The 22,663-nt window shown below is 76.5% G+C and carries 15 protein-coding genes; 11 read left to right on the top strand and 4 right to left on the bottom strand.

Translation table 11 applies throughout. The features are described from left to right. The 4 genes from KPL60_RS10715 to KPL60_RS10700 are packed head-to-tail and all read left to right on the top strand — an operon-like array spanning position 1 to position 3,987. Entirely contained in the window at positions 1-933 is a 933-nt protein-coding gene (locus KPL60_RS10715) for an ABC transporter permease (RefSeq protein WP_226356151.1), read from the top strand. Further along, positions 930-1,811, top strand: a complete 882-nt coding sequence (locus KPL60_RS10710) for an ABC transporter permease (RefSeq protein ID WP_226365706.1) — start codon at positions 930-932, stop codon at positions 1,809-1,811. The genes KPL60_RS10715 and KPL60_RS10710 overlap by 4 nt, the downstream gene beginning before the upstream one ends. After that, complete coding sequence (locus KPL60_RS10705; RefSeq protein WP_226365705.1) at positions 1,808-3,334, top strand: ABC transporter ATP-binding protein; 1,527 nt, start codon at positions 1,808-1,810, stop codon at positions 3,332-3,334. Before KPL60_RS10710 ends, KPL60_RS10705 begins: the two co-directional genes overlap by 4 nt. Then, positions 3,331-3,987 (top strand): (2Fe-2S) ferredoxin domain-containing protein, encoded by a 657-nt coding sequence (locus tag KPL60_RS10700; RefSeq protein ID WP_226365704.1) that lies wholly within the window; start codon positions 3,331-3,333, stop codon positions 3,985-3,987. The genes KPL60_RS10705 and KPL60_RS10700 overlap by 4 nt, the downstream gene beginning before the upstream one ends. Here KPL60_RS10700 and KPL60_RS10695 read toward each other — a convergent pair. Further along, positions 3,971-8,992, bottom strand: a complete 5,022-nt coding sequence (locus KPL60_RS10695; RefSeq protein ID WP_226365703.1) for a SpoIIE family protein phosphatase — start codon at positions 8,990-8,992, stop codon at positions 3,971-3,973. The two genes, KPL60_RS10700 and KPL60_RS10695, sit on opposite strands and share 17 nt — an antisense overlap. Before the next feature lie 125 nt (positions 8,993-9,117). Here KPL60_RS10695 and KPL60_RS10690 point away from each other — a divergent pair, with 125 nt between their 5' ends. The 4 genes from KPL60_RS10690 (at position 9,118) to KPL60_RS10670 (ending at position 13,915) form a co-directional block, all read left to right on the top strand. Beyond that, the gene (locus tag KPL60_RS10690) at positions 9,118-10,059 is read left to right on the top strand and encodes a helix-turn-helix domain-containing protein (RefSeq protein ID WP_226365702.1); all 942 of its coding nucleotides are present in this window, start codon (positions 9,118-9,120) and stop codon (positions 10,057-10,059) included. Positions 10,060-10,180: 121 nt separating this feature from the next. After that, complete coding sequence (locus KPL60_RS10685) at positions 10,181-11,188, top strand: carbon-nitrogen hydrolase family protein (protein WP_264198742.1); 1,008 nt, start codon at positions 10,181-10,183, stop codon at positions 11,186-11,188. Between the two features lies 1 nt (position 11,189). Continuing rightward, positions 11,190-12,221, top strand: coding sequence for a phenylacetaldoxime dehydratase family protein (locus KPL60_RS10675; protein ID WP_308016726.1), 1,032 nt, complete (start codon positions 11,190-11,192; stop codon positions 12,219-12,221). Positions 12,222-12,259: 38 nt separating this feature from the next. Beyond that, complete coding sequence (locus KPL60_RS10670; protein WP_226366086.1) at positions 12,260-13,915, top strand: hypothetical protein; 1,656 nt, start codon at positions 12,260-12,262, stop codon at positions 13,913-13,915. A gap of 31 nt (positions 13,916-13,946) precedes the next feature. Here the strand turns inward: KPL60_RS10670 and KPL60_RS10665 are convergent, their stop codons facing one another. Then, positions 13,947-14,894, bottom strand: coding sequence for a helix-turn-helix transcriptional regulator (locus KPL60_RS10665; protein WP_226365701.1), 948 nt, complete (start codon positions 14,892-14,894; stop codon positions 13,947-13,949). Positions 14,895-14,992: 98 nt separating this feature from the next. On the opposite strand from KPL60_RS10665, the gene KPL60_RS10660 reads away from it, so the two are divergent. Then, positions 14,993-16,426, top strand: coding sequence for an amidase (locus KPL60_RS10660; RefSeq protein ID WP_226365700.1), 1,434 nt, complete (start codon positions 14,993-14,995; stop codon positions 16,424-16,426). A gap of 10 nt (positions 16,427-16,436) precedes the next feature. On the opposite strand, the gene KPL60_RS10655 is transcribed toward KPL60_RS10660, so the two are convergent. Further along, complete coding sequence (locus KPL60_RS10655) at positions 16,437-16,718, bottom strand: chorismate mutase (protein ID WP_226356159.1); 282 nt, start codon at positions 16,716-16,718, stop codon at positions 16,437-16,439. Positions 16,719-16,849: 131 nt separating this feature from the next. On the opposite strand from KPL60_RS10655, the gene KPL60_RS10650 reads away from it, so the two are divergent. Together KPL60_RS10650 and KPL60_RS10645 are read left to right on the top strand one after the other, a co-directional pair. Next, positions 16,850-18,298, top strand: coding sequence for an aromatic amino acid ammonia-lyase (locus tag KPL60_RS10650; protein ID WP_226356160.1), 1,449 nt, complete (start codon positions 16,850-16,852; stop codon positions 18,296-18,298). Between the two features lie 72 nt (positions 18,299-18,370). After that, the gene (locus tag KPL60_RS10645) at positions 18,371-18,574 is read left to right on the top strand and encodes a hypothetical protein (protein ID WP_178375331.1); all 204 of its coding nucleotides are present in this window, start codon (positions 18,371-18,373) and stop codon (positions 18,572-18,574) included. An 8-nt stretch (positions 18,575-18,582) separates the two neighbouring features. On the opposite strand, the gene KPL60_RS10640 is transcribed toward KPL60_RS10645, so the two are convergent. Beyond that, positions 18,583-22,644, bottom strand: a complete 4,062-nt coding sequence (locus KPL60_RS10640) for a Pls/PosA family non-ribosomal peptide synthetase (RefSeq protein ID WP_226365699.1) — start codon at positions 22,642-22,644, stop codon at positions 18,583-18,585. Positions 22,645-22,663: the final 19 nt, after the last annotated feature.

Raw genomic sequence — 22,663 nt, 5'->3', positions numbered from 1 at the left:
GTGCGCACCGTCCTCCGGCGGCTCGGTCAGGCCCTGCTCACCCTGGCCGGTGCGGCCGTGCTCGTCTTCGGGATGCTCGCGGTCACCCCGGGCGACCCGGCCCAACGGGTCCTGCAGGCGCGCGGGGTCCTGGAACCCGCCCCGGCCGCGGTGGCCGCGGTCCGCGCCGAGCTGCGGCTCGACGACCCGCTGCCGGTCCGGTTCGGACGGTGGGCCGGCGACGCCGTGCGCGGCGACCTCGGTGTCTCCTGGCGGACCGGACGGCCGGTGGCCGCCGAGTTCGCGCAGCGGCTGCCCGCGACGCTGCGGCTGACCGTCGCCGCGCTCGGGATCGCCGTCGTCGCCGCGCTGGCGCTCGGGACGACGGCGGCACTGGGTGCCGGGCGCTGGCCGGACACGGTGTCGCGGGTCGTGGCGCTCGTCCTGCTGGTGGTCCCCGGGTTCGTCCTCGGGGTGGTGCTGCTCGACCTGGTCGTGGTCCGGGCCGGGCTCGGCCGGGTCATCGCCGACGGCGGCTGGGGCACGGTGCTGCTGCCCGCGCTCGTCCTCGCCGCCGGGTCGGTGCCCGTGTGGTCGCGGGTGCTGCGCACGAGCCTGGTGGAGGCAGGCGGTGCCGGGCACGTGACGGTCGCGCGGGCCCGCGGCGCCGGTCCGCTGCGCGTCCTGCTGGTGCACCGGCTGCCGCACGCGCTCGCCCCGTTCCTGACCATGGTCGGGCTGGGCACGGCGGCGCTGATCGGCGGCGCCTCGATCGTCGAGAGCGTGTTCACCTGGCCGGGCGTCGGGCGGTTCACCGTCGAGGCGATCACGGCCCGGGACATGCCGGTGATTGTCGGGTTCACCCTGCTGGCCGTCGTCGCCTACGTGGTGGCGAGCCTGGTCCTCGACCTCGTCTGCGCCGTGATCGACCCCCGCCTGCGCGGTGCGCGGTGACCGGGGCCGGGATCCTCACCCCCGCGGCACCGCCCGTCCCGCGCGGTCTCGACGGGCGGACCACTCGCGCCCTGCTCGCGAGCCCGGCGGCCCGCGCCGGGCTCGCCATGGCGGCGGTCCTGCTGGTCGCGGCGGTCGTCGGGCCGTGGGTGCTCCCGGACCCCGACCTGCCCGACTACACCCGCCAGCTCGCGCCGCCGTCGCCGGGCAACCTGCTCGGCACCGACCACGCCGGGCGGGACCTGCTGGCCCGCAGCGTCGCCGGGGCCCGCAGCTCGCTGGGCGCCGCGGTGGCGGTGATGGTCCTGTCCGCGGTCGTGGGGATCGTCGTCGGGACGCTGGCCGGTGCGGTGGGCGGCGCCCTCGACACCGTGCTCACCCGCGCCACCGACGTCATGCTCGGGCTGCCGACGCTCGTGCTGACCCTCGCCGTGGTCGGTGTGCTCGGACCCGGGCACCTCAACCTGGTGCTGGCGATGGTGGTGACGAGCTGGGCCTCGCTCGCCCGGCTCGCCCGCAGCGTCGCGCAGGGCGCCCGGCACCGGCCGGACGTCGTCGCGGCGCGGATGGCGGGGGTCGGACCGGTGCGCGCGGTCCTGACCCACGTCGTCCCCGGGGTCACCGCCCAGGTGTCGGTGGCGGCGACCCTGGGGCTCGGCGACGCCGTGCTGCTCCTGGCCGGGCTGTCCTTCCTCGGGCTGGGCGCCCAGCCGCCCACCGCCGAGTGGGGCACCATGCTCGCGGCCGGGCGGGAGACCTTCGCCTTCGCGCCGTGGCAGCTGATCGGGCCCGGGGCCGGGCTGGTCCTCGCCGTCGCCGCGGCGACCCTGGTGAGCGACGCGCTGCGCGACGTGACCGACCCGCGGGGGCACCGGTGAGCGTGCTGGAGGTCCGCGGCCTGACCGTCACCTACCCGGACGGCCACCGGGCCCTCGACGACGTCGACCTGCGCATCGACGACGGCGAGCGCTGGGCCGTCGTCGGCCGCTCCGGCAGCGGGAAGTCCACCCTGGTCCGCACCGTGCTGGGCCTGCTCCCGGCCGGGACGACGGTGACCGGCAGCGTCCGGGTGGCCGGTCGCGAGGTCCTCGGTCTGCCCGAGGTCGCGCTGCGCGCGCTGCGCGGCCCGGTGATCGGGTACGTGCCGCAGGACCCGTTCGCGGCCTGCGACCCGCTGCGCACCGTCGGGCACCACGTCGCCTCGGCGTGGCGGGCGCACCGCGCAACCCCGCCGGCGGGCCGGGTCGACGCCGACCTCGCCGCGGTCGGCATCGAGGACCCGGCCGGCAGCGCCGCGCGGCACCCGCACACCTGGTCCGGCGGCATGCTGCAGCGGGCGACGATCGTGGCGGGCGCCGCGCACTCGCCGCCGCTGACCCTGGCCGACGAACCGACCAGCGCGCTCGACGCGGAGCTCGCCGACGAGGTGCTGGCGCTGGTCCGGGAGCGCAGCGGCGCACTGCTGATGGTCAGCCACGACCTGGCCCTGGTCGCCCGGCACGCGCAGCAGGTCGTGGTGCTCGACGGGGGCCGGGTCGTCGAGCGCGGCCCGGCGGCCCGGCTGCTCGCGGCCCCCGCGGCGCCCGCGACCCGCACGCTGGTCGCCGCCGCGGTGCCCGCCACCCGGCCCGCGCCGCCCGCGGGTCCCGGCGGCCCCGACGACGGCGGCCCCGGCGACGGCGGCCCCGATGACGGCGGATCCGGCGGTGTCGGATCCGGCGGTGGCGGCTCCGACGTCGTGGTCCGCGCGGACCGGGTCCGCCGCCGCTACGGCACCGTCACCGCGGTGGACGAGGTCTCGCTGACGCTGCGGGCCGGTGAGGTGCTCGGTCTGGTCGGGCGGTCCGGCTCGGGGAAGTCCACGCTGGCCCGCCTCGTCGCGGGCCTGGAACGGCCCGACGCCGGCACGGTCGTCCACGGCGCAGGGTCCGCCCGCCCCGGCTGGGTGATGCCGGTGTTCCAGGACCCGGTCGCCTCGCTCGACCGGCGCTGGCCGCTGTGGCGCACCCTGGTCGAACCCGTCCGGGCCCGCGACGGCCGGCTGTCCCGGGCCGCGGCGCGCCGGCGGGCGGCGTCGATGCTGGACCGGGTCGGCCTGGGCGAGGTCGACCCCGACCGCAGACCCGCGACGCTGTCGGTCGGGCAGGCCCAGCGGGTGGCGATCGCGCGGGCGCTGGCCGCGGAGCCCGCGCTGCTCGTCGCCGACGAGCCGACCGCGAGCCTCGACGTCGCGACCGCCGCCGAGGTCACCGCGCTGCTCGCCGGGGTGGCCCGGGCCGGGACCGCGGTCCTGGTCGTCAGCCACGACCGGGACCGGCTGGCAACCTGGGCCGACCGCATCGTGACGATGCGGTCCGGTCGCCTCGACCCCTCACCCCGGACGCAGGGAGCACACCGATGACGACGACCGACCGCGCACTCCTGCTGGTCGCGCGCCCCACCCCGGCCGGGGTGGACGCCCGCTCGCTCGCCGGGCTGGTCCGGGCGGTCGCGGAACGCGTCCCCGGCCCCGTCCGCCACGCCCACCTCGACCAGGAGACCCCGTCGGTCCCCGCCGCCCTCGACGCGCTGGCCGCGGACGGGGTCGCCTCGGTCCTCGTCGTGCCGCTCGCGGTCCCGGCCGACCGCTACCTGACGACCTGGATCGCCCGCGCGGTCGCGCACCGCGGCGCGGCGTCGGGCGACGGGCCGCAGGTGCGGATCGCGCCGGGGCTGACCGAGGTCGTCGCGGACGCCGTCGGCGCGCTGGCCGCGTCCGAGGGCGAGCCGGTCACCGCGTCTCCGGGAGGGTTCGCGAGCCCGGCGTTCTCCGAGCTGGAGGTCCCGGACCGGCACCTGTTCGTCTGCCGCGGCCCGCGGTGCCTGGTGTACGGGGCGGGGGAGACCCACCGTGCCCTCGCCGCGGCCGCGCGGGGCACCACGACCCAGGTGACCCCGTGCGGCTGCCTGGGGCCGTGCAACCTCGGGCCGCTCGTCGTCGACGGTCCCACCTGGCACCGGGCCGTCACCGCGGACGACGCGGCCGCCCTGGTGGCCCTCACCCCAGGAGCGTGAGCAGCCCGGAGAGCTCCAGCGCGTGCCGCGCCGGGCCCGGCGGCACCTCGACCCGCAGCCGGTGCCCGCGGGCGCCCGCCCGGTCGGCGGCCTCGGCGAGCAGGGCGGAGCCGTTGCTCGCGACGTAGGTCGGCCCGTCGAGCACGAGGAGCACCGGCCCGGCGGCGACCAGCTCCAGGAGCCGGTCGCGGATCTCGGCGGCCCCGGCGAGGTCGAGGTCGCCGGCCAGGGTGAGGCGGCGGGCGTCGCCGCTGCGGCCGTCGTCGTGCAGCTCGGTGCGCCGGCGCCCGGGGGAGGGCCGTACGGGCGGCGCGGGCTGCTGCGCCACGGCGGGCGTGTGCGGGTCCGGGGTGATCCGCATGCGCACCACGGTGCCCCGGCCCGCCGTGTCGATCTCGGCGGTGGTGGCGATGGCGCGGATCATCTGCAGGCCGCGCCCGCGGTAGCCGGGGTCGGGCGGCGGCGGCCGCCAGCGGCCGGTGTCGGCGACCTGGGCCCGGACGCCGTCGTGCGGGGTGTACCCGAGACGCAGGCGCACCTCACCGGGCGGGTCGAACTCGGCGTAGCCGTGCTCGACGCTGTTGGCGGCGGCCTCGTCGATCGCGCGGACCAGGTCGTCGCCGAGGTCCTCGCCCAGACCCACGTGGCCGGCCCAGCGCCGGACCCGGCGGCGCATCCCCGGCAGCTCCCGGGCGGACCCGGGGACGGTGAGGTCGATGTCGGGCGGGAGGACGCGGACGCAGACCAGCGCGGCGTCGTCGGTGTGGGCGGCCCCGGCCAGGGCCCGGTCGACGATCTGGTCGGCGAACTGCTCGGGCGGCAGCCCCGCCACCTCGGCGGCGATCCGGGCCAGCCGGTCCAGCCCCTCGTCGACGACCTCGCCCCGGCGCTCGACGAGCCCGTCGGTGTAGAGCACCAGCGTCTGCCCGGCCGCGATCGGGGCGACGCCCTCGCCGAAGGGCGGCCGGCCGCGGATCCCCAGGACGGGGTTGTGGCCGCCCGCGAGGTAGCGGCTGCCGTTCTCGTCGACGACCAGCACGGGCAGGTGCCCGGCCCGCGCCCAGCGCAGCTCCCCGCGGCCGGGGTCGACGACCACGCAGGCCGCCGTCGAGTAGCGGGCGCCGGGGATCCAGGTCGCGAACTCGTCGAGCAGCTCCAGCGCGGACGCGGGGTCGCGGCCCTGCCGGACGGCCCCGGAGAGCACAGTGCGCAGCTGGGCCATCACCGCGGCCGCCGCGACGCCCTGCCCGACGACGTCGCCCACCGACAGCCCGACCCGCCCGCCGCCGAGGTCGACGACGTCGTACCAGTCGCCGCCGGCCTCGGTGCCCGCGGCGCCGGCCTGGTAGCGCACCGCGATCTCCACGGTGTCGAGGTCGGGCAGGCGGGTGGGCAGCAGCGTGCGCTGCAGGGTGTGGGCGACCTCCCGCTCGGCGCGGTAGAGCCGGGCGCGTTCGAGCGCCTGCGCGGCCGGGTCGGTCAGGGCGAGCAGGGTGGCGCGCTCGCTCGGGGTGAGCGGGCGCGGCGTCCCGAACGCGACCGCGATGACGCCGACGGTGCGCGCGGCGGTGACCAGCGGGAGGGTGAAGACGGTCGCGTGGCCGAGGCCGTCGAGCAGGGTGGCCAGCTCCGGGTGGCGCTCACGCCAGTCGGTGCCCGGTTCCAGCCACAGCGCGCGGGCCTGGCGGGCGGTCACCGCCGCCGGGGCCGGCGAGCTCAGCGGCACCTCGCGCCACGCCTGCGGGTCGGCGACGTCGTGCAGGGCCAGCGCCCGCAGCTGCTGCCCGGCCGGGTCGAGCTCGTAGACCGCGATCCGGCAGGTGCCGAGCAGCGCCCTCAGGTGGGTGACGACGGTCCGGGCCACCTCGGTCGGGTCGGCGGCGGCGGACAGCTGCGCGGTGGCCCGCTGCAGCAGCGCCAGCCGGTCGGCGTTGGCCCGCTCGTCGGCGAGCAGAAGCGCGTTGTCGAGCGCGAGCGCGGCGCGGTCGGCCAGCTCGGTGACGAGCTCGATGTCGTCGGGGGCGTACGGCGTCGTCCGCGGGCCCCGGACCAGCACCAGGACGGCCAGCGCCCGGCCGCGCGCGGACAGCGGCACCCCGACCGCGGAGCGCGCGGGGATCGGGGAGCCGGGGACCATCGCGCCGGGCGCGGTGTCGTCCCACAGGACGGCGGCGCCGGCGTCGAGGACCTGGAGGCCGAACGAGGTCTCGGCGGGGCGCTCGTCGAGCACCTCCTCGGTCGCGGCGTCCGGACCGCACCGGGCGACCCGGACGAGCTGCCCGGCGTCGTCGACGCGGCGGACCGTGCACACGTCGGCCAGCCGGGTCTCGACGAGCAGCGCGGTCAGCCGCCGCAGCCGGTTGTCGACGCCGTCGGAGCTGTCCAGCTCCCGGCTGAGCCGGGCGAGCAGCGTCTGGCGTTCGGACTCGCGGTAGCGGACGTTGATGTCGGTGCCGCTGCCCACCCAGCCGGTGACCGTCCCGTCGGTGCCGGTGTGGAGCGGGACGGCGTGCTCGAGGATCCAGCGGAAGGCGCCGTCGGCGCGGCGGAGCCGGTACTCGATCTGCCAGCCCGTCCCGGACGCGAGCGCCGGGGCCACGCGGTCGCGGTAGCGCTGCCGGTCCTGGGGGTGCAGCCCGTCGGTCCAGCCGTCGCCGAGGTCCGCGGGGACCTCCCGGCCGGTGAACTCCTGCCAGCCGGAGTTGACGTAGGTCCGCGCGCCGTCCGGGTCCGCGACCCAGATCAGGGCCGGGGCCAGGTCGGCCATGGCGGTGAACCGGGCCTCGGCGTCGCGACGGCCCCGCCCCAGCTTCAGGTGGGCGTTCACCCGGGCGACGAGCTCGGCCGCGGAGAAGGGCTTGACCAGGTAGTCGTCCGCGCCGGCGCCGAGGCCCTCGATCGCGGCCTCCTCACCGGCCCGGGCGGAGAGCAGCAGGACGGGCACCCCGGCGGTACGACGGTCGCCGCGCAGCGCCGCGAGCAGCTCCATGCCGTCGAGCACCGGCATCATGATGTCGGTGACGACCAGGTCCGGCGGGCGCTCCCGGGCCGCGGTCAGCGCGGACTTCCCGTCCTCGACGAGCTGGACCTCGTAGCGGTCGGCCAGCAGCCGCTGCAGGTACTCGCGCATGTCGGCGTTGTCGTCGGCGACGAGGATCCGGCCCGCGGAGGCCGGCGCACCCGGCCCCGCCCCGTCCCCGACGACGGGCGCCGGTGCCGGACCGGGCAGCCAGCGCAGCGCCTCGCCGACGAACGCCTCCGAGGTCGCGGTCGGTGCGCCGCCCGACGCCGTGTCGGCGACGCGGTCCGGGTCGAGGTGGGCGGTGCCGGTCGGGATCCGGACGGTGAACGTGGTGCCCGCGCCCGCGGTGCTCGCCGCGGTGATCGTCCCCCCGTGCAGGGTGACCAGCTCGCGGGTCATGGCGAGCCCGATGCCCGACCCCTCGGTCGAGCGGGCGCGGGCACCGGCGATGCGATGGAACCGCTCGAACAGCCGGGGCAGCTCCTCGGCGGGGATCCCGGCCCCGGTGTCGGCGACGGTCAGCTCGACCGCGTCGTCGCCGTCGGCGCGCAGGGCGACCGCGACGCGGCCGTCCAGGGTGAACTTCAGCGCGTTGGACAGCAGGTTGAGGACGACCTTCTCCCAGGACTCCCGATCCACGTGGACCGGCCCGGGCAGCGGCGGGCAGTCCACCGTGTAGTCCAGCCCAGCGCGCTCCATCGCCGACCGGAACAGGCTGGTCAGCTCGGTGGTGAAGGCGGCGAGGTCGGTCGGCTCGAACGTCGCGCGCAGCCGTCCGGCCTGCAGCCGGGAGAAGTCGAGCAGCGTGGTGACCAGCCGCCCGAGGCGCAGCGCGTTGCGGTGCACGACGTCGAGCTCCGCGGCGAGCCGGTCGGGCCCCGGCGGGTCGTCGCGCAGCTGCTCGACCGGTCCCATGATCAGCGTCAGGGGCGTGCGGAACTCGTGGCTGACGTTGGAGAAGAAGTCGGTCTTGGCGCGGTCGAGCTCGGCGAGCGCCTCGGCCCGCTCCCGCTCGGCCTCGTAGGCGCCCGCGGCGACCAGCGCGGCCCCGACCTGGCCCGCCAGGAGGTCGACGAAGGCCCGGTAGCGCTCGTCGAAGGTCCGGAACGGGTTCAGCCCGACGACCAGCGCCCCCCGGATCCGGGTCTCGCCCTGCGCCCCGGCCAGCGGGACCAGCACGGCGTGCGACGGCGGCCGGTCCCAGGCGCCGTGGGGCAGCCCCGGCAGGCGGGCGGCGAGGTCGTCGACGACCGCCGTGCCGCCCTCGCGCACCGGGTCGAGCGGCCAGCCGGCCGGGTCGGCACCGGGCGCGTCGGGCGCGATGCCCGCGGAGCCGGCGAGCCGGGTCCCGCCGTCCTCGGTGAACTCGTAGACCAGCCCGAACGGCACGTCCTGCGGGTTACCGGCCAGCGCGCGCCCGACCGCGGCGTACACCTGCGCCCCGGTGCGGGTCGGCCCCAGGTCGGCGGCGAGGTCGCGCAGCGTCTGCATGCGGCGTTCGCTGAGCACACGGTCGGTGTTCTCGGTGACCACGCACAGCATCCCGGCGACGGCGCCGTCCTCGTGCAGCGGGCTGTAGGAGAAGGTGTGGTAGGTCTCCTCGGGGTAGCCACTGCGTTCGAGGAACAGCAGCAGGTCCTCGTCCCAGGTGGCCCCACCGCCGGCGAGCACCGACCCGATCAGCGGGCTGACGTCGTCCCAGACCTCGGCCCACACCTCGCGCGCCGAGCGGCCCAGCGCCCACGGGTGCTTGTCGCGCAGCGTGTCGCGCCGGTAGGCGTCGTTGTAGAACATCGTGAGGTCCGGGCCCCACGCCATCCACATCGAGAACCGGGAGTCGAGCAGCATCCGGACGACGCTGCGCAGGTCCGGTGACCAGCGTTCGGGCGGGCCGAGCGGGTGGGAGGACCAGTCGTGGGCCGCCATCGCGGCGTGGACGAGGTCGGACTGCGTGCTCTCGACCGCGTCGTCGTCGCCGCGCATGAACCACCTCCTCGGCCCCGTCGGACGGCCGTGGAAAATCTAGCCGACCCCGTCCGGACGTGCGCCACTCATCTACGCGGGCGGTGCTGGACAGGCCCCGGAGTGGCGGGGTTCACTCCTCGGGTATGGGGACATTCGCTCCGGGGACGAACGCGGAGTGGTCGACGGCGACGGTCGGGACCGAGGACGCGTTCGACTACTGGCGCGACATCATCTGCGACACCTTCGTCCAGCTCGCGGCCCGGCCGAGGTCCGCGGAGCCGTTCGGCGGCAGCATCCGCAGGCGGGAGCTGACCGGGCTGGACATGTCGCTGGTCGACGCCGGCCCGCAGGACGTCGACCGCACCCGCTCGCTCATCGCCCGCTCGGGGGAGGAGTGCGTCCTGGCGAGCATCCAGCTCACCGGTGCCGGTGCGGTGCGCCAGGACGGCCGCGAGGCCCGGCTCGCCCCCGGTGCGATGGCCTTCTACGACAGCACCCGGCCGTACACGTTGAGCTTCGACCGGCCGTTCCGGCAGCTCGTGATCCAGGTGCCCAAGGCCTCGCTGGCCGGGGCGACCGCCCGGTACGCGACGGCGGTGCCGCTGCCCGCCCACGGGCCGGGGCGGCTGGTGTCGGAGTTCTTCCTGGGGCTCGCGCGGGAGCCGGCGACCGCGGAGCAGGGCCGCACCCTGGTCCCGCACGCGCTCGGGCTGCTGGACTTCGCGCTCGGTCTCGCGGCGGACTCGGTGCCCGCCGGCGGCCGGTCGGCCGCGGTGCTGCAGCGGGTGCGGCGCGCCGTCGCGGGCGGTGCGGCCGACCCGCAGCTCGACGCCGACGGCGTCGCCGCGGCCTGCGGCGTCTCCCGGCGCACCCTGTTCCGGGCGCTCGCCGAGGACGGCACGACGTTCACCGCCCTGCTCCGCGCGGAACGGGTGCGACGGGCGTCGGAGCTGCTGCGGGCCCGGCCGGACCTGTGCCTGCCGGTGGTCGCGGCGCGCAGCGGATTCCCGGGGGAGGCCCAGCTGCACCGGGCGTTCCGCCGGGAGCTGGACACGACGCCGGGGGCGTTCCGCCGGACGGTCTGACCGGGCCCGGACCGTCATGTGCGTGGCACGGACCGTCACGGGCGGCGCCGGGAGTGACGCCAGTCTCGTCGGGCAGCGGCGGTCGACGAGCGACCGTCGAGCCGTCGACCAGGAGATGACCATGGCGCAGACCGTCCGGGTGGCAGCCGTCCAGGCCGAGCCCCGCTGGCTGGACCTCGACGCGGGCGTCGAGCAGATGATCGGGATCATCGAGGACGCGGCGGCCCGCGGGGCGCAGCTGGTCGGCTTCCCGGAGACCTTCCTGCCCGGCTACCCGTGGTGGATCTGGCTCGACGCCCCCGCGGCCGGGATGGCGTTCGTCCCGCGCTACGCCGAGAACTCCATGACCCGCGACGGCGAGCACATCCACCGGCTCGCCGCGGCCGCCGGGCGGAACCGGATCCACGTGGTGTTCGGCTTCAGCGAGATCTCGCGCGGCTCGCTGTACATGGCGCAGGGGTTCCTGTCCGACACCGGCGAGATCCTCGGCGTGCGGCGCAAGCTCAAGCCGACCCACGTCGAGCGGTCGGTCTTCGGCGAGGGCGACGGCAGCGACCTGCAGGTCCACCCGACCCCGATCGGCCGGGTCGGCGCCCTCAACTGCTGGGAGCACATCCAGCCGCTCACCAAGTACGCGATGTACAGCCAGGACGAGCAGATCCACGTGGGGGCGTGGCCGAGCTTCTCGGTCTACCGCGGCGGCGCGCGGGCGCTGGGCCCGGAGGTGAACGTCGCCGCCAGCATGATCTACGCCGTCGAGGGGCAGACGTTCGTCGTCTCGCCGTGCGCCACGGTCGGGCAGGCTGCGCACGACCTGTTCTGCGACACCGAGGTCAAGAAGCAGCTGCTGCTGCAGGGGGGCGGGTTCGCCCGGATCTTCGGCCCGGAGGGGTCCCCGCTCGGTGAGGACCTGCCCGAGGACGTCGAGGGGCTCGTCGTCGCCGACCTCGACTTCTCGCTCATCGCGATCGCCAAGTCCGCGGCCGACCCGGTCGGGCACTACTCCCGCCCGGACGTCCTGCGCCTGCTGGTCGACCGGTCGCCGCACCCGGCGACGGTCGAGCGTGCGGTACCGGCACCCGCCTTCGCCGACGCCGACGAGCCCGTCGCCGCGGCCGACCGGGGCTGACGTGGAGTCCTCGATCGCGCCCCACCTGCGGCGCCCGCGCACGGTCCCGACCCGCACGGGGCCGGACTTCCGGCCGCCCTACCCGTCGTTCAGCGCCCGGTTCCCGCAGCACACCCGGGAGGTCGTCATGGCCTACCTGGGCGTGCAGTGGCCCGACCGCGACGGCGTCCCGACCGCGGTCACCGAGGCGGTCGCCGCACTGCGGGCCTCCCTCGTCGCGGGTGGCGCCGGGCACGTCGACCTCGCCGAGTACGTCGACGAGGCCGGTTTCCGCACTCGCGTCGTCATCGCCTACTGGACCGACCCGGACGCGTACCGGCGCTGGCGGGCCGCCGACGACTGGACCGCCCCCGAGCACGCCGGAGCGGGGCTCGGTCGGTTCCGCGAGGTCGTCGTCCCGACGGTCGACCGGTTCGAGACCCTGTTCTCGAGCGACCGGCTCGACGGGGTCGCCCGGCTCGCCGACGGGCTCAGCGGCGAGATCCGCGAGCACGCCTACTGGGGCGGCGCCCGCGACCGCCTCCCGATCGCCCAGGACGGCGAGATCGCCCCCGAGGGACGGGTGCGGGTCACCGTGGACGGGCCGGTCCGGACGGTGCGGCCGGGCCGCAACGTCTGCCTGATCCGCTCCGGGCAGGAGTGGACCGAGACCGCGGGCGAGGAACGGCGGATGTACCTCGAGGACGTCGAACCGCACCTGCGCGCGGGCATGGAGTACCTGCGCGACGAGGGGCTCGCCGTGGGCTGCCACGTCAACCGGTACATGACCGTCCTCGACGACGACGGCGCCCCGACCGACCGCACCTTCGGCCTGAGCTGGTGGCGCAGCATGGCCGAGCTGGACACCTGGGCCGAGTCGCACCCGACCCATCTGGCGATCTTCCGGGCGGCGATGCGGTACCTGTCGACGATGGGGCCGGCCGCCAACCTGCGGCTCCACCACGAGGTGACCGTGGCGGAGGGGGACGACACCGAGTTCGTCTACGTCGGGTGTCACGACCGGACGGGGTTGTTGCGGGCGGTGGGGGCGTAGGCCGTGGACACACCGTCCGATGTGGAAGGGTCCGTGACGTGGTGGTGGACGACGGGCCCGGGTACGAGGACACGCTGGCCGAGGTCGCGACGGCCGTCGCCGAGCAGGCGGCCCGGGCCGCCGTGGCGCTGGCGGACCGGGTGCCCGACGGCGCGGCGGAGCCCCTCGGCCGGCTCGGTGCCCGCCGTGTCCGGCGGCACGACGACGCGCCGGTGACCGACCCGGGCCCCGCCGGCGGACCGATGCGGATGACACCCGCGCCGCAGGCGGCGGGCCCGTCCGTTCCCGGAGGCGTCGCATCGACCCTGGCACACCGCCTGCTCGGTGCCGTGGAGACGGTGCTGCCCGACGTCGCGTTCGCCGACCCGGTGGCCGGCGAGCTGTTGCGGCTCGCCACCGCCGACGGGGCGCCGGGCGGTGTCGTCGCGACCGTCGGGTTCCTGGACGGCCACGACGCGTTCGCGCGGCCGCTCCCGACGGCCCGCATGCTGTCGCCGAACGCACGGCCGCTGACCACGGACCTGCTGCGTGAGCTGTCCGGGCGGGCGCCGGTCGCGGGCTCGCTCGTCGTCGCCGCGACGGAGCCCGCCTCGGCGGTCGCGGCCGAGCACGGCCGCCGATGGTTCGCCCTCGGGGTGGTCACCGCGGCCGTCGTCGTCCGGGCCACGCGGTCCACCCGGGCCTGGCCCTCCGCCGACGACTCGGCCCTGGTCGTCGGCTGGGCGCTCGACGCGGTCGCCGAGCTCCTGCCCGAGGTGCCGATGCCGACGGCGTGGCCCGCGGCACTGGCCGCGGAACAGCGCGCGCAGTTCCTGCTGCCACGGGCGTCCTCGGCCACCGTGTACCCGCAGGACGGCCGGTTCGCCCTGCTCCCGGCCGAGGAGACCGCGTGGCCCGTGGTGGAGGTCCCCGCGAACGGGCTGGTGTCGCCGGTGCCCGGGGGCATCGTGGTGCATGTCGGCGCCGGTGCGGGCCCGGTGCAGGTGGTCGTGGAGTGCACCGCCCACGGGCCCGAGCTCGACACCGAGCCGTCGATCCACGGCGACCACTGGGAGCAGATCGTCGAGGTCGGCTACGACAACACCGGCCTGTGCCGGATCATCGGCCGGCCCCACACGGTCTGGCCGGACCAGCACGACCTCGCCTTCCCCTGGACGACGTCGGTCCGCGCCCGGGTGCACGCCTCCGGCCGTGGCAGCGGAGGGGAGGAGCAGTACGTCGTACGACTCTGGGAGGCGCCGCCCGCGCCCGACGTCGTCCTGCGCGACGACCCGGTGTCACGGTCGCTGCCCGGGGTGTCCGGGACCCCGTTGATCCGTACCGACTTCCGCGACGACGCGGCCTGGGCCGCGGCGCTGCTGCGCATGACGACGCCCAACAGCTCGGGGTTCGCCGCGGCGCTCGGTGTCGTCGAGGACACCGCCCACGACTCCGCAACGGTGGAGGACCTGCTCGTCCTCGCGACGCCGGCGTGGTCGCGGCACCGGCAGTGCCTGTTCGTCGTCGACGCCACGACGTCGGCCTCGGAGGAACTTCCGGTGCTGGTCGTGGGGCTGTCGGGGGAGGACCGCGGTCGCACCTTCCGGGTCGTGGCCGAGGAGCTGTGGAGCGTCGAGAACAACCTGTCGCTGGCGAACATGGACTTCCACGAGTTCGCCGGTGCGGCCGAGGACGGGGTGTTCCGGGGGTTCTGAGGAGCGTCGGGAGGAGTGGACGGTCCCGCCCTCAGACGAGCAGCCCCCACCCCGCCGCCGTCGCCGCCGCGGCGGCCCGGTTGCGGCATCCGGTCTTCGCGAGCACGTGCTCGACGTGCGTCGCGACGGTCCGCGGCCCGATGCCCAGCACCGTCCCGATCTCGCCGTTGCTCAGTCCCTCGGCCACCCGGGCGAGCACCTCCAGCTCCCGCACCGTCAGCCCGGCGGGCGCCGCGACCTCGCGGTGGACGACCACCACACCGGTCTCGGCGCGGTGGAGACCGATGTCGTGCACGGTGCCGCCGTGCACCACCAGGTGGTGGGCCGGTCCGCCGTGCAGGTTCCGGGCGGCCCCGTGCAGCGGTGCCGGCGGCTCCAGGAGACCCACCCGGGCCCGCGAGGTCAGCGCGACGACGCGACCGTCGGGTCGGAGCAGCAGGCCCTCCCGGTCGTCGTCGCCGAGACCCGCGGTGGAGGGCAGCAGCCGCGGCACCGGGTCCAGGGAGGCGGCGAGGTCGGAGCCGAGCAGCGTGAGCAGGGCGACGGCGTCGTCGTCGGGGTGGCGGGTGCCGAGCGTGCTGGCGTTCACCATTCCCACGTAGCGGCCGTCCGCGGCGAACAGGCACTGCGTGATGCCGTCGCGGAACCCGCTCGGGCTGATGACCGTGTCGAAGATCCGTCCACGCCGTCGGGCCACGGGCAGGTCGCGGACCCGGACCGGGACCCGGTCGCGACGGACCGTCACGAACAGCGGGTCGGTGTGCATGGCGTGGTCGAGAAAGCCGGTCAGGGCGGACGGGTAGGTCGAGGCCAGGGCACGGTGGCGGCCCAGCACCGGGTCCCACACCGACAGCGCGGCGCAGTCCGACGACACCACCGTCGCCAGCCCCTCGAGCACGAACGCGGCCGAGCCCGGGGTCCGGCCACCGTTGCGGCGGAGGAAGGCGCCCAGCTCGCGTGCCGTGGCCAGCGCGGTCATGCCCCAGCACGCTAACGGGCACGCGGGATCCGTCAATCGACCGATTCCCGCAGCCGGTCGCCCGCCTACGGTTCGCCCACCCCACGGCAGGAGGAACCATGGAACCCCGCGAGTACGCCGACCTCGACGCCACCGCCCTCGCAGCGCTGATCCGCGACGGCGAGGTGACCGCCGAGGAGGTCGCACGGACCGCGACCGAGGCACTCGCCGCGGTCCAGCCCGCGGTGAACGGGCTCGTCGAGGGGCCGTTCGACAGCCCGCTCGACCACGCCGCGGACGGGCCGTTTGCCGGCGTCCCCTTCGGCCTGAAGGACCTGATCGCGCACGCGGCCGGCGTCCCGACCCGGTCCGGCACCCGGTTGCTCGGCGACGGTGTCCCGATGCCGACCGACACCCACCTCATGGCGCGCTTCCGCCGCGCCGGGTTCGCCACGCTCGGGCTCACCGCGACCCCGGAGCTCGGCTTCAACGCCAACACCGAGGCCGTCGCCACCGGCTCGGTCCGCAACCCGTGGGACCTGTCCCGCAGCCCCGGCGGGTCGAGCGGCGGTTCGGCGGCACTCGTCGCCGCCCGCGCCCTGCCGGTCGCGCACGCCAACGACGGTGGTGGCTCGATCCGGATCCCCGCCGCCGCGTGCGGACTGGTCGGGCTCAAGCCCAGCCAGGGCCGCACGTCACCCGGCCCGGACTACGCCGACCCGCTCCTCGGAATGGGGGTCGAGTTCGTCCTGACCCGGACCGTGCGCGACTGCGCCGCCGTGCTCGACGCCGTCCACGGCCACGAGCCGGGCGACCGTTACGCGTTGCCCGACCCCGTCCGCCCCTACGCCGACGAGGTCCGCGCCGGCAGCCGCCCGCTGCGGATCGCGCTGCACACCGCGCCCTTCTCCGGCGACGGGCCGGTGGACGCGAGCTGCGTCGAGGCGACCGAGGCCGCCGGCCGGGTGCTGGAGGAGCTGGGCCACCACGTCGAACGGGCGGCGCCGCAGCTCGACGGTGCGGTGTTCGACGACGCCAACTTCATCGCCTGGACCGCGTTCCTCGCCGACGGCGTCGACGGTCTCGCCGAGGCGCTCGGCCTCACGCCCGGCCCGGAGCACCTGGAGGCCACGACGCTCGCCTGCGTCGAGCACGGCCGCACGCTGCGCGCCGCGGACCTCTTCGCCGCCGACCGGGTCTTCAACGCCACCCGCCGGACCGTCGCCGAGTTCCACCGCACCTACGACCTGATCCTGACGCCGACCATGAACGTCCCCAACACCGCGGCCGGGTACCTCGACGCCGACGACGCGTCCCTCGGTGCCCGCGGCTGGTACGACCGGATCTTCAGCACCGCCGGGTTCACCGCCCTGTCGAACATGACGGGGAACCCGGCGATCTCGCTGCCGCTGGGGACCTCGGCGGAGGGCTGGCCGGTCGGCGTCCAGCTCGTCGCGCCCTACACGGGCGAGGCGACGCTGCTCGCGCTGGCCGCCGACCTGGAGCGGGCGCTGCCCTGGGCGGACCGCCGCCCCGGGACCGTCGTCGGCTGACCGGGGCGGGTCAGGTCGGCCGGTCGAGTCCCGCGGCGCGGAGTTCGAGCGCCACGAACCCGTCGATCATCGCGCGGTAGACCGCCTCGGCGATGTCGGGCGCCAGGCCGGAACGGGCGGCGTTCGCCCGGGCCCGCTCGATCACCCGGGCCTGGCGGTCGACGGCCCGCACGGCCCGCTCGTCGGACTTGTGCGCGGCCGCGGCGGTGACCAGGGCCTGGCGCTCGGCCAGCAGGCGGACGATGTCGGCGTCGAGCCGGTCGATGTCGGCGCGGATCTGTTCCAGGGACACGACCGGATCGTCGCACCACGGTGCCCCGCCCCCGTCCGGACCACCGCCGGCGCCCGCCCACGACCACCTCGGCAGGATCGCCTCCGACACCCCCGCGTCCCTCGCCGCGGGAAGGAACCGGAGGAGGCCCGATGACCGACCCGCTCGTCCTGGACGGCGGCTCCCTGACCTGCGACGACGTCCTCCGCGTGGCCCGCGGCGACCGAGCGGTCGTGGTCGCGCCCGCCGCGGCGGAGATCGTCCGGGCGTCGCACGACACGGCGCTGTCGGCGAGCTCGACCCGGCCGGTGTACGGGCGGACCACGGGCGTCGGTGCCAACCGCGACACGGTCGTCGGCGGCGACGACGCCCGTGCGCACGACCTGCGGCTGCTGCTCAGCCACGCGGCCGGGGTGGGGGAGCCGCTGGACGCCGACGTCGTCCGGGCGGCGATGCTGGTCCGGCTCAACCAGCTCGCCGCCGGCGGCAGCGGGATCCACCCGCGTCTCGTCACGGCGCTGGAGACGGCGCTGCGGACCGGTGCGCTGCCCGTCGTCCACGACGGAGGCACGATCGGCACCGGGGACCTGTCCCCGCTCGCCGAGATCGCGCTCGCCCTGACCGGCCACGTCCCGTGGGCCGACGGCGCCGTCGAGCCGGTCGGGCTCGCCCCGGGCGACGCGCTGGCGTTCATGTCCTCCAGCGCGGTGACGCTGGCCCGGGCGGTGCTCGCCGTCGACGAGCTGGGCCGGCTGCTCGACGCCGCGCACCCGGTGGCGGCCCTGTCCTACTGCGCGCTCGCCGGGTCGCCGGAGGCGTTCGCCGAGGCGGTGCACGCCCGCCGTCCGCACCCCGGGTCGGTGCGTGCGGCCGCGCGGATGCGGGAGCTGCTGTGGCACGAGGGCGACCTGAGCCCCGGCCGGCGGATCCAGGACCCGTTCGGTCTGCGGGCGTTCCCCCAGGTCCACGGCCCGGCGCTGGACAGCGTCGACCAGCTCCGCCGGATCCTGGAGATCGAGGTCAACGCCGCCGCGGAGAACCCGCTGGTCGACGTCGCCACCGGCGCGGTGTTCCACCACGGCCAGTTCTCCACCGCCTACCCGGCGCTGGCGCTGGACCAGCTGCGGGCCGCGGTGCACCACGTCGCCGAGCTGTCCGCGGCGCGCCTCGGTGACCTCGTCGAACCCGACTTCACCGGGCTGCCCGCCTTCCTGGCCGGGGGCCCGCACGGCAGCTCGGGTCTGATGATCCTGGAGTACGTCGCGCACGACGCGCTGGGCAGACTGCGGCACTCCGCGGGCCCGGTGACCATGGGGACCTCGGTGATCTCCCGCGGCGTGGAGGACCACGCGAGCTTCGCCCCGCACGCCGCCCGCAGCGCGGCGTCGGCGGCGGCCAGCTTCCGTGTGCTGCTGGCCTGCGAGCTCGTCGCCGCGGTCCGCGCGCTGCGTCTCGCCGACACCGCACCGCACGGGCGGCTGCTCGCCTCGATCTTCCACGACGTCGACGCCGAGCTCCCCGACGAGCGGGCCGACCACCGCGTGGGGCACGAGGTCGCGCTCGCCGGGACGCTGCTGGACCGGCTCGTGGGCCGGCGCTGACGCCGGTGCCGCTCCCGCGTGTCGGACCGGCCGCGCCGGGGGCGGGCGGGCGCCCTCGGTAGGCTCGCGGTCATGTCCGGAGCGACCGTGAACGACCCCCTCGCCGAGCTCATCGCGTGCCGGGACTGCGGCCAGGACTGCCTCCTGCAGGTCGCGGACCTCTGCGCAGACTGCATCGCCCGGATCGGGACCGCCGCCGACGACGCCGACTACCGCGCCTGGCGCACGGAGAACGAGCGCCGCGTGGTCACCGGGGAGCTGACCGGCGCGATCTGACCGGCCGGTCAGCGGGCGGCGCTCACCCCCTGGCCGGGTGTCGCGGTCACCGGCGCCGCCGGGTTCCCGGCCCAGACCCCGCCCGCGCCGACGCGCTCGCCCTTCATGAGGAACGAGTCCGGGGCCAGCACGGCACCGTCGCCGACGACCGTGTCGTAGTGGACGAACACCCCGGCGCCGAGCACACAGCCGTCGCCGATCCGGATGTGGTCGGCCTTGAAGACGCCGTCCTCCATCGAGTGCGCCTGCAGGATCACCCCGGCGCCGAGCACGGTGTCGTCGCCGATCGCGACCAGGGTCTTCTCGCTGATCGCGGCGCCGTCGTCGAACACGCGGCGGCCGACCCGGACCCCGAGCAGCCGCCAGACCAGCGGCTTGAGCGGGGTGCCGTTGAGCAGCGACGGCTGGATGCTCAGCTTCCAGAAGCGCTCGTGCCACCAGAAGTAGCGGTCGTAGATCGAGCAGTACTGCGGCCGCAGCCGCCGGAACCCGGTCACCGCCCGTTCGACGAGCACGGTGAGGGCCAGGTCGGCGAGCCCGCCGGCCAGGACACCACCGACGATCGCGAGCGGGCCCGCGGTCGCCAGGAGGCCCGCCGCCACCAGCCCGACGGTCAGCAGCACGTGCAGCCGTACCCAGGTGACCAGCAGGAACAGCGCCATCGTGGCGAGGTTGTGCCGGTCCTTCGCGGCGAGCCTGCGGCGCAGCCGCGCCCCGGTGACGGCGAGGCGCGGGTCCTCGGGACGGGCCCGGGGGATCTCGAACGCGGGGGACCCGAGCAGGCCGACGTCGCGTCGCGGCGGTCCGTCGGTGGGGATCATCGTCTTGGTGCCGACCAGGCAGCCGTCGCCGATCCGGTCGCCCGCCGGGACGGTCAGGACGTTGCCGAGGAAGCAGTCCGCGCCGAGGGTGACCGGCACGGTCCGGAACGAGGTGCTGGTGAACTCGGCGGTCCGCAGGAACACCCCGTCGGAGAGCATCGTGTTCGGGCCGATCGCGACCAGGTTCGGCACCTCGTGGGCGATGTCGGCGCCGACGTTCGACCCGGTCTGGCCGCCACGGGCGATCCGGTAGCCGATCCGGCGCAGGTAGCCGACGATGAACGAGCTGTCCCCGAACAGCTGCACGAACAGCGGCACGTTGCTCAGCCGCGCGACCGTGCGGTGGCACCAGTACGCGGCGCCGTAGAGCCGGTGCACCCGGCCGGGACGCAGCAGCGGCCACAGCAGCCGCGGCACCAGGGTGACCACCAGCAGCCCGGTGACCAGCGCGGCGGCAGCCACGCCCAGCGACAGCCCGAGTCCGAGTGGGGACACCGCCAGGGCGAGCAGCTCGCCGGGGCCGCGCCCGTCGACCAGGGCGGTGACCCGCGGCCCGTCGCCCAGCACGGCGACGGCCAGGGTCACCACGGCGGGTCCGACCAGGAACAGGTTGAGCAGCTGGACGGTCGCGAACAGCGCCCGGCGGGCGGTCGAGCAGCGGGCCGGCTCCGGGCCGCGGAAGTCCGACGTCGTCGCGACGGCCGGTGAGCCGTGCGCCCGGGTCCCGTCGGGGATCCGGGCACCCCGCGGCAGCGACGACGCGTGCCCCAGCTGGGCGTCGTCGCCGACGACGGTGTCGATGTCGAGGACCGTCGCGTCGGACACGACCGCGCCGCGGCCGATCGTCACCGGCCCGGTGACGATCCGGCCGCGCTCCACCCGGTAGCCGGTGAACGAGCTGCGCGACCGGACGACCGCGCCGTCGCCGATGGAGAGCAGGTCGGTGCAGACCGGGACGGTCCGGGAGAACACGACGGCCCCGCGCCCCACCCGGGCGCCGAGCGCGCGCAGGTGCAGCAGGTAGAGCGGGGACCCGGCGAACAGCACCATCGGGCTGGTCCGCACCAGCGTGGCGACGACCCAGAACCGCAGGTGCGCCGCGCTCCACAGCGGGATCTCCCCGGCCCGCCAGCGGCCGACCAGCAGCCACTTCGCCAGCACCGGCACGACCGCGAGCAGCAGGAACGTCGCGACGAGCGCGGTGCCGGACCGCTCGAACAGGTCGAGCAGGCCGGTCGCGAGGTCCATCCACTCGATGTCGGCCCAGGCGACCACGGCGCCCGCGGCGAGGCCGAGCAGCAGCAGGACCAGCTGCACGGTCCCGCACACCAGGTGCCGTGCCCGGCCCACCGGCGGCGGCGCGGCGGGGGCGACGACGGCCGTCGTCGCGGCGACGGTGCCGGGCCCGGACCCGTCGAGCAGCGTGGCGAGCGAGCGCACCGTCGGGTGCTGGTAGAGCACCCGCATCCCGACCGGGCAGGACGGCCCGCGCCGGTCGCGGACCAGCGCCGCGAACTGGGCGAGCGCGAGGGAGTCGGCGCGCAGATCGTCGACCAGGTGGCTCTCGACGGACACCTCGGTGAGCCCGAGGGACTCCCCGAGCAGCGCCGCGAGCTCGGCCTCGGTCGGCGTCGCCGGTGCGACGACCGGCGCCGACGACGCCGTGCCCCGGCCGCTCGGCGCGGGCAGCGCCTTCCGGTCGACCTTGCCGCTGGTCGTGGTGGGCAGGGCGGGCAGGTGTTCGTAGAAGGCGGGGACCATGTGCGCGGGCAGCCGCGACCGCAGCCCGGCGGCCACCTCGTGGTCGTCGATGCGCAGGCCGGGGCCGGTGCAGTAGTAGGCGACCAGCTCGGGCACCGAGGGCCGCACCTCGTGCACGGTCACCGCGGCGGCGGCGATGCCGGGCAGGTCGGCGAGCACCGACTCGATCTCGGAGAGCTCGACGCGGAACCCGCGGATCTTGACCTGGCCGTCGGCTCGGCCGACGAAGCTCAGGCCCTCGGGGTCGGCCCGCACGAGGTCGCCGCTGCGGTAGGCCCGCTGCGGGCCGAGCGCGGGGACGGGGGAGAACCTGTCGCGGTCCTTGTCGCGGTCCAGGTAGCGGGCGGTGCCGACGCCGGCGATCAGCAGCTCGCCGACCTCACCGGACCCGACCGGCACGCCCGTCGCCGGGTCGACGACCGCGAGCTGCCACCCCGCGAGCGGCAGCCCGATGCGGACGGGTCCGTCCTCGGTCAGCCGGGCGGCGCAGGACACGACGGTGGCCTCGGTGGGGCCGTAGGTGTTCCAGACCTCCGGGCAGGCCCGGGCCAGCCGGTGCGCCAGCGGCTCGGGGCAGGCCTCCCCGCCGAGGATCAGCAGCCGGATCGCGCGGAGCTGCTCGGCGGTCCACAGCGCCGCCAGCGTCGGCACGGTCGAGACGACGGTGATCCCCAGCTCGACCAGCCGGTCCCCGAACTCGGCGCCGGAGCGCACGAGCGCGCGCGGCGCCGGGACCAGGCAGGCACCGTGCCGCCAGGCCAGCCACATCTCCTCGCAGGAGGCGTCGAAGGCGACCGACAGCCCGGCGAGGACCCGGTCGCCCGGGCCGAGCGGACGGCCCCGGGCGAACAGGCGCGCCTCGGCGTCGACGAACGCGGCGGCGCTGCGGTGGCTGACCGCGACGCCCTTGGGCGCGCCGGTGGAGCCGGAGGTGAAGATGACCCAGGCGTCGTCGCGGACGTCCGGGCCGCGCGAGGGGATGCGGCGCGCGTGCACCGGCCCGGGCACGATCCGCCCGCCGGCCTCGACCACGGCGCACACCGCGGCCTCGGTGAACACGGTGCGGGCGCGCTCGTGCGGGTCGTCGGCGTCGACCGGGACGTAGGCGGCGCCGCGGCGCAGGACCGCGAGGATCGCCACGTACAGGTCCGGGGTGCCCGACGGCACCCGGATCCCGACCCGGTCGCCGCGGCCGACCCCGCAGGCGGCGAGCCGGGCAGCGGTCCGCTCGACCGCCGCCCGCAGCCCGGCGTAGTCGAGCCGGACCCCGCCGGTGTCCAGGGCCGGGGTGTGCGGGTGGTCGGCGACGGTGCGGGTGAAGACGTCCCACAGCGTGCGGGGCGGGGCCGGCGGGGCGCCGGTCAGGACGCTCCCGTGGACCGCGTGCCGCCCCGGCGCCGCGGGTGTACGGACGGTGACCCCGCCGAACGGGTCCCGCGGCGGGGAGCCCGGACGCAGGGGAATCGTGCCGGGACCGAACTGCGACACCGAGGCCCTCCAGAAACGT

It is taken from the genome of Pseudonocardia sp. ICBG162 (assembly GCF_020496225.1).
GTDB lineage: Bacteria > Actinomycetota > Actinomycetes > Mycobacteriales > Pseudonocardiaceae > Pseudonocardia > Pseudonocardia alni.
This window is presented reverse-complemented; position numbering and strand designations above follow the sequence as displayed.